Origin of the sequence: Psychroflexus aestuariivivens (genome assembly GCF_004010055.1) — a bacterium.
Taxonomy (GTDB): Bacteria; Bacteroidota; Bacteroidia; order Flavobacteriales; family Flavobacteriaceae; genus Psychroflexus; species Psychroflexus aestuariivivens.
This window is the reverse complement of the sequence record NZ_RQVT01000008.1, coordinates 1-5,666: the sequence shown is the minus strand read 5'-3', so window position 1 is coordinate 5,666 and position 5,666 is coordinate 1. Positions and strand designations below refer to the sequence as shown.

Annotated in this window: 9 protein-coding genes; 2 read left to right on the top strand and 7 right to left on the bottom strand. The window is 29.5% G+C overall.

All coding sequences use genetic code 11. The features are described from left to right. The first annotated feature begins 272 nt into the window (after positions 1 to 272). On the top strand, positions 273 to 590 hold the full coding sequence (locus EIG86_RS01685; protein ID WP_127844415.1) for a hypothetical protein: 318 nt from the start codon (positions 273 to 275) through the stop codon (positions 588 to 590). 121 nt (positions 591 to 711) lie between these two features. On the opposite strand, the gene EIG86_RS01680 is transcribed toward EIG86_RS01685, so the two are convergent. The 7 genes from EIG86_RS01680 to EIG86_RS01650 all read right to left on the bottom strand — a co-directional run bounded on the left by EIG86_RS01680 (position 712) and on the right by EIG86_RS01650 (position 4,484). Continuing rightward, complete coding sequence (locus tag EIG86_RS01680; RefSeq protein WP_127844414.1) at positions 712 to 1,062, bottom strand: hypothetical protein; 351 nt, start codon at positions 1,060 to 1,062, stop codon at positions 712 to 714. 12 nt (positions 1,063 to 1,074) lie between these two features. Then, a complete protein-coding gene (locus EIG86_RS01675) occupies positions 1,075 to 1,692 on the bottom strand; it encodes a hypothetical protein (protein WP_127844413.1) in 618 nt (205 codons plus the stop codon). Between the two features lie 171 nt (positions 1,693 to 1,863). Next, complete coding sequence (locus tag EIG86_RS01670) at positions 1,864 to 2,607, bottom strand: tetratricopeptide repeat protein (RefSeq protein ID WP_127844412.1); 744 nt, start codon at positions 2,605 to 2,607, stop codon at positions 1,864 to 1,866. 174 nt (positions 2,608 to 2,781) lie between these two features. Continuing rightward, positions 2,782 to 3,345: an RNA 2'-phosphotransferase gene (locus EIG86_RS01665; RefSeq protein WP_317129900.1), complete on the bottom strand. Its 564-nt coding sequence runs from the start codon at positions 3,343 to 3,345 to the stop codon at positions 2,782 to 2,784. Continuing rightward, a complete protein-coding gene (locus EIG86_RS01660) occupies positions 3,335 to 3,778 on the bottom strand; it encodes a hypothetical protein (RefSeq protein WP_127844411.1) in 444 nt (147 codons plus the stop codon). The genes EIG86_RS01665 and EIG86_RS01660 overlap by 11 nt, the downstream gene beginning before the upstream one ends. A gap of 158 nt (positions 3,779 to 3,936) precedes the next feature. After that, positions 3,937 to 4,239, bottom strand: a complete 303-nt coding sequence (locus EIG86_RS01655) for a type II toxin-antitoxin system RelE/ParE family toxin (protein WP_317129899.1) — start codon at positions 4,237 to 4,239, stop codon at positions 3,937 to 3,939. After that, complete coding sequence (locus tag EIG86_RS01650) at positions 4,236 to 4,484, bottom strand: type II toxin-antitoxin system ParD family antitoxin (RefSeq protein ID WP_127844410.1); 249 nt, start codon at positions 4,482 to 4,484, stop codon at positions 4,236 to 4,238. The genes EIG86_RS01655 and EIG86_RS01650 overlap by 4 nt, the downstream gene beginning before the upstream one ends. A 958-nt stretch (positions 4,485 to 5,442) precedes the next feature. Here EIG86_RS01650 and EIG86_RS14075 point away from each other — a divergent pair. Next, the gene (locus EIG86_RS14075) at positions 5,443 to 5,604 is read left to right on the top strand and encodes a hypothetical protein (RefSeq protein WP_157983099.1); all 162 of its coding nucleotides are present in this window, start codon (positions 5,443 to 5,445) and stop codon (positions 5,602 to 5,604) included. Positions 5,605 to 5,666: the final 62 nt, after the last annotated feature.

Below are 5,666 nucleotides of genomic sequence, written 5' to 3'. Positions count from 1 at the left end.
GGCTCGCAATTTCACGGATAAACAATGATTTTAATTGTCAGATATTTCATTAAAATCAGATGTTAGCCGAGTAAATATCAGATGAATTTCTAAGCGTAAAATTCCATTTTGATTAGATTTTAAATAACCAAAAATGAATTTAATTTGGATTTCTCAGAGTTGAAATCAGCGTGTTTTTTTTGAGAATGATTTTTTATGTGCTTGCTAACGTAATTGTGTATGGGTAGTTGTGGAATTAAAGCGAATAATTAACAAATAAAAACAGAATAAAGATGAAAAATAATAGAGAAAAACTAAGTGAAGTATTAGAAAAAAGAGGTTATAAAAACGAGGACTTAATTAACGAAATTGAGCAAATATACAATAAGCAACAATTACCTATACACGGTGTTGTGAAATCGTTGCGTGATGAAATGGCTATTGGGTTTGCACAGACTAAAATGCAAGTTTGGGATGGTGAGCTAACAAATAAGCACAGAGAAAAGGTTTTAGAGGATTGGATAAGACGCAATGGCGATGACTTAACTATTGCTGAACATATTGTAAAAGATGCTTATTTTTTAGCGGATGAAATGCTAAGACTTAGATAGCAATGTTTTACAACGTTTGGGCTATAAGTAGTGCTGTGCAAAAATGCCAACACTTTTCAACTATTCAACAAATTTAGCAAAAAATCTCAGAACTTCGATTAAGCACAAAATACAGCATTACTTATAGCCTCGTGTTGTGCCTCGTATTTTTTTCATTCAGTTTATAATAGTTCCAAACTATAAATAATGCGATTCCAATTCCAGGATTCAAAAAGGTCACAATCATTATTAACCAATCAATTAGTTTTTTTGATTTGGTATCAATAATCATAAATATTACGAAAATTAGATTAACGATGAATTCTATTAATCTCATTATAGATTCTATTATTTCTATTGAATTAGGATTATCAATTGGATTTTCTATAATTGAGTAGTATATTTTTAATCCAAATGGATTTATAAATCTTGTGATTACCAAATAGATAAGCAATAAGATTATATACTTTTTGAAAACTCTTTTAAAATCCATAATTACTATGTTTTACCAGAATACGACCCATTTTTGAATAGTCATATTATTTTTATTAATTGTAACTCCTTTAGAATATCCTTTTGATAATTCTTCTGGTAAATTTTTTCTTTCTGTTAAATCAGCACTGTTTAGTATGTCTGTAAATTGAAAGTCTAAAACTATTATCTCCAAGTTTTTAATTCTATTTATGTTATTTTTTCCACCGTCTGGTTTAAAAATTGCGTATTGTGGTATTGGTATAGGCTGTTCGCAATTGAAATTTCCTTGAACACCTTCTTCCAATTCATTATCGGATGTAGTTATTATGATTAAACACTTATCTGAAGAATTTTTTATCGCTTTTGCTTTTTCTGAATACTTTTCTCTCAATTTATTATATTCATCTTCATCAGAAATCTTTGTAGTAATGTGCATTCCAGCGTAATCATAGAAAAAATATTTTGGAGATGAATAACCATAACTCACAAAACTATTTGGAATCTTATTTGGTATAATATCAATCAACTTAGAATCAAATGAATTATAGCACTTAATATAATTTGCTTGGTCTTCAGGGCTATTCATATTTAAACAACCTTCCAAAACTATAAGTGATAATATTAAGAATATATAAGTTTTTATTTTCATTTATTTCATAACGCGTTTTATATGAGGCACAACGGGAAGTGTATCTTTCAGTGGCGACCAAAAAAGCACAGCCCTTTATTTTTCAATCGTAAAGTTAGAAAATAAATCCCAAACTTTGCGTTTCAACTCCCAAACCTCGCCATTGAAGATACATATTGTTAGGGTGCGTTTTCAATCACACTCACTTATTCCAAGCACCTCAATTCCACTTCTATACTTTTCTTTAATTCTAATTTCAGCTCTTTCGTTTTTGTCGATTGGAAAACTACTGCCAGTAATATTAATGTGATTTCTCCTGAGAATTTGCTTTAAACTATCAAGATTTTTAGTACAAATTTTAATTATTTTTTTATTTTGAAAATCTAACGCACCATTACCTTGATAATATTCAAATTCGTTTCTGAAGGTTTCTAAAAATTCTTTGTTATCATTAGTAAGCCAATCAAATTTTAGAACATCATTGATTCTATTAACAGCTTTATCCTTATAACCTGCAAAAGTCTCAAGCATTGTATAGTTTACGAGTCGGTTCAAATCTTGTTCATTTCTAATTGTTCCAATATCACTTAATTCAAGTGCCTTTTTATATTGTTCTTTAGCTTCTTTAATTTTACCATCGTATTCAAGTAAATTTCCTTTTGTTTGAAAGTAGTAATCCGTTTTCTTTAGTTTTTCAGGTAAATCTTCTAAAAAATCAAATGCTCTTTTAATCTCATCTTTTTGTATATAAATACCCAATAAAGAAGAATGGATACTTAAGTTCGTATTGTCTATTTTAAATGCTTGTTCATATAACTTTTCCGCCTCTGACAATTCTCCGGTCATCCGCATTTCAACAGCCTTATTATTTAGTTCCGTTATTTTTTCTTTTTTGGATTCAGATAATAAGTCGCTTTTACAACTACTTGTAATCATCAAAATCAATATTATATTTAAAGTAATATTTCTCATTTCAAATGCACCCTAACGTTTTCGTGTATGCGCAGTAGCGCGTAAAAATTCTAAATCTTTTAAATTCAGTCTCAAAGTTAGCAAATTATCCCAAACTTTGATTCCAGTCACAAACCCAGCTGTTGCGTATACACAGTGTTAGCCATTGTTTTTATTATAAAATATAAATTCTTTTGGTACAAAATCAGTCAGCCAAACATTGTTTTCAGACATATAAAATTCGTGTCCATTTTTTGTCATTTTCATAGCCAAAATTTCTAAAACTACCGGCTTTCCGTGTCTTTGACCAACTTTCATGGCCGTTACTTTATCAGCACTTAAATGAACATGGTGTCTGTTTCTTTTTTCTATTCCTATGTTTAGGATACTTTCAATGGATTTTTCTCCAGTACCGTGATATAATATCTCTGGTGGAATTATTGATTTAAACTCGTGTTCTATTTTGATTGAATGACCTTGATTTGCCCTAATTTGGGTTTTATCTGAATTAAATCCAAACCGTTTCTTTTCATTCGTTTTGACAATGAATTCTAGTATGTCAAAATTAATTGATTGTCCATTTGAATTCATTTTAGTCAATAAATCATCAACATTTGTCCAGCCAGCGGAATCAAGTTCAAGCCCTATTTTTTCGGGGTTATGTCTAAGTATCAAACTTAAGAACTTGCTGATTTTATTATTTTCACTCTTTTTAATCATCATCTAAATTATTCAATTCTTTTATTGTTTCGTTTAAAAGGTATGATTGAGAAAGGGTTTTTAGCTCATATCCATATGAAATAACTTCTAAGGTTACATCTTTAAATTTAGCAATAAAATGTTGTTTGTCATCATAAATTGAATCGATATGTCTTGGGTGAAAAGAATTGTTTAACCTTAATTCTTCAATCCATTTAGAATTTTTAACTTCATAAAAACCGTAAAATCCTAATCCATATTTCATTAAAGGATGACCAACTTCATCATTTGGATAACCATATTTATAGATTGAGAAATCAAACTCAATAACATCTAAATCATTTTCTTTTCTTGCCAATATTAAATATAATTTCTGTTGGCTTGAAATCACAAAATTAGAGTACATAAACCTAAAGTGTTTGTCAAGTTTAATTTCTGTTATTTTCGGTTCGTTCATTTTTTTCTAATAATGGCTAACATTCTCGCATATCGCTTCGTTGTGGGAAAATTAGCAATAATTTTTCAATCTAATAATTTTATTCCCAGAAAATCCCAAAACTCCGATTTCAGCCAAAACGCCGCAATGAGCGATATGCAGTGTTGGCAACTGGCATTTTATTCATTCAATCGAGATTCAACATCCATTCTTTGGTGCAAAATTCTTATGATTTCAATTTGTTCATTTTTAAGGTTGATTTTATAGAAAATAAAATGTGACTTGACTAGAGAACGAAAATATCCTTTTCTAATTTGACTATAATCTTTTCCAGAATTCGGGTTTTTAGTCAAATATTCAATTTCATCTATTATTAAGTTTAAATATCTGTCCGCTTGTTCAAGAGACCAGTTTTCAAATGTATAAACCCAAATGTTTTCAATATCTCGATTTGCTTCTTGACTGATTTTATAATTCATCATTCAGTCAGATGATTTTGGTGAAGTTTTTTTAAAAGTTTTTTACGATCAAAGTTCTCTACAAATCCTGATTTTTCCCCTTTTTTGAGTTCTTTAATAAGTTCGGTTTTTTTTGACTCTTCGTGTTCAAACATTCTCAAAGCAGCTCTTACAACTTCGCTTGCAGAAGAATATTTTCCTTTTTTTATTTGCTGATTTATAAAACTATCAAAGTAGTCTCCTAGTAATATCGATGTATTTTTGGCCATAACTTAAAAGTTTTACCAAATATACCAACTATTGGTATATTTTCAAAATCAAATTCCTTAAATTTTGTTGGTTATGCTTGTTGCCAACGGTATGCGTATATGGTTTGTGGCGGGCAAAAATGCGCTAATTTATCGGCTTTTTTTTTACGTTTCTAAAATTACAAAAACTTTTGATATTGGCACAAAATCCGCCATAAACTATATGCGCTGTTATCTCACGTTCTTATTCGGCTCAATATCAATCCTAAAATTCCAAATATCATTAACGAAATCAAAATAGCCTTTTTAGACTTATATATTTTTGAAATTAAAGTCCAACAGTATAAAAATATAAATAATGGAAGAAGAAATACTGAAAATCCAAAGTATTCTTTCAAGTTGAGATAAAATCCGTCATAATTATATCCCATATAAATTGAGAAAAATCTTGTTAATACGAGCATTATTACTCCGAATATAAAAATCGAATTGGTTTGTGCGAATCTCAATTTCCGAGTTTCATTTCGTTTTTTTGAATTCGGTTTGCTTATCCACAAGTATGTCGTAAAACAAAAACCAAGACTAACCGACAATAGTCCAAAAAATAGTGTGTAATAAAAATCAAGATTTGAATTTAGTAGGTTATTCCAATTTCCATCATTCAACGCTATTGTAATATTATTCGCTTTTGATAGCATTTTAAATAAAAAAGTCAATATAATTGAGTACCCAATCCCAACAATTATTCCGCTATAAAATTGGAAGCGTCCAATTTGTTCTATATTAAAATCGGATTTGAGGTTTTTCAATTCAGCGTAGTGTTTTTTTGAATGTGAGATAACGTCTATTGTATGAGTAGTAGCCGATTGAAAGCACAAACTATCGAATTATAAACTAACTTAATAAAGAGTAATAGCCTTAAAAACAAGCACTGCAACGGCTATTACTTATACAAATTGTTGTGGTGCGTTTTTTAATTATGGAAAAAGAAGTTAGAATAAACGTAGTTGCTCCAGTAGAGTGTACCGAAGAACAATTCCAAGAATGGGTTGAATATTGTTTAGGTTATCGAGGTAGTATAAGTATGCAAAATCCATTACACGAATACGATTTAGAAGCAAAAGATGTTGATGTGTATTAAATGCACCACAACGTTCTCGCATATCGACTCGTTGCGGGAAAATTAGCAATTATTTTTCAATT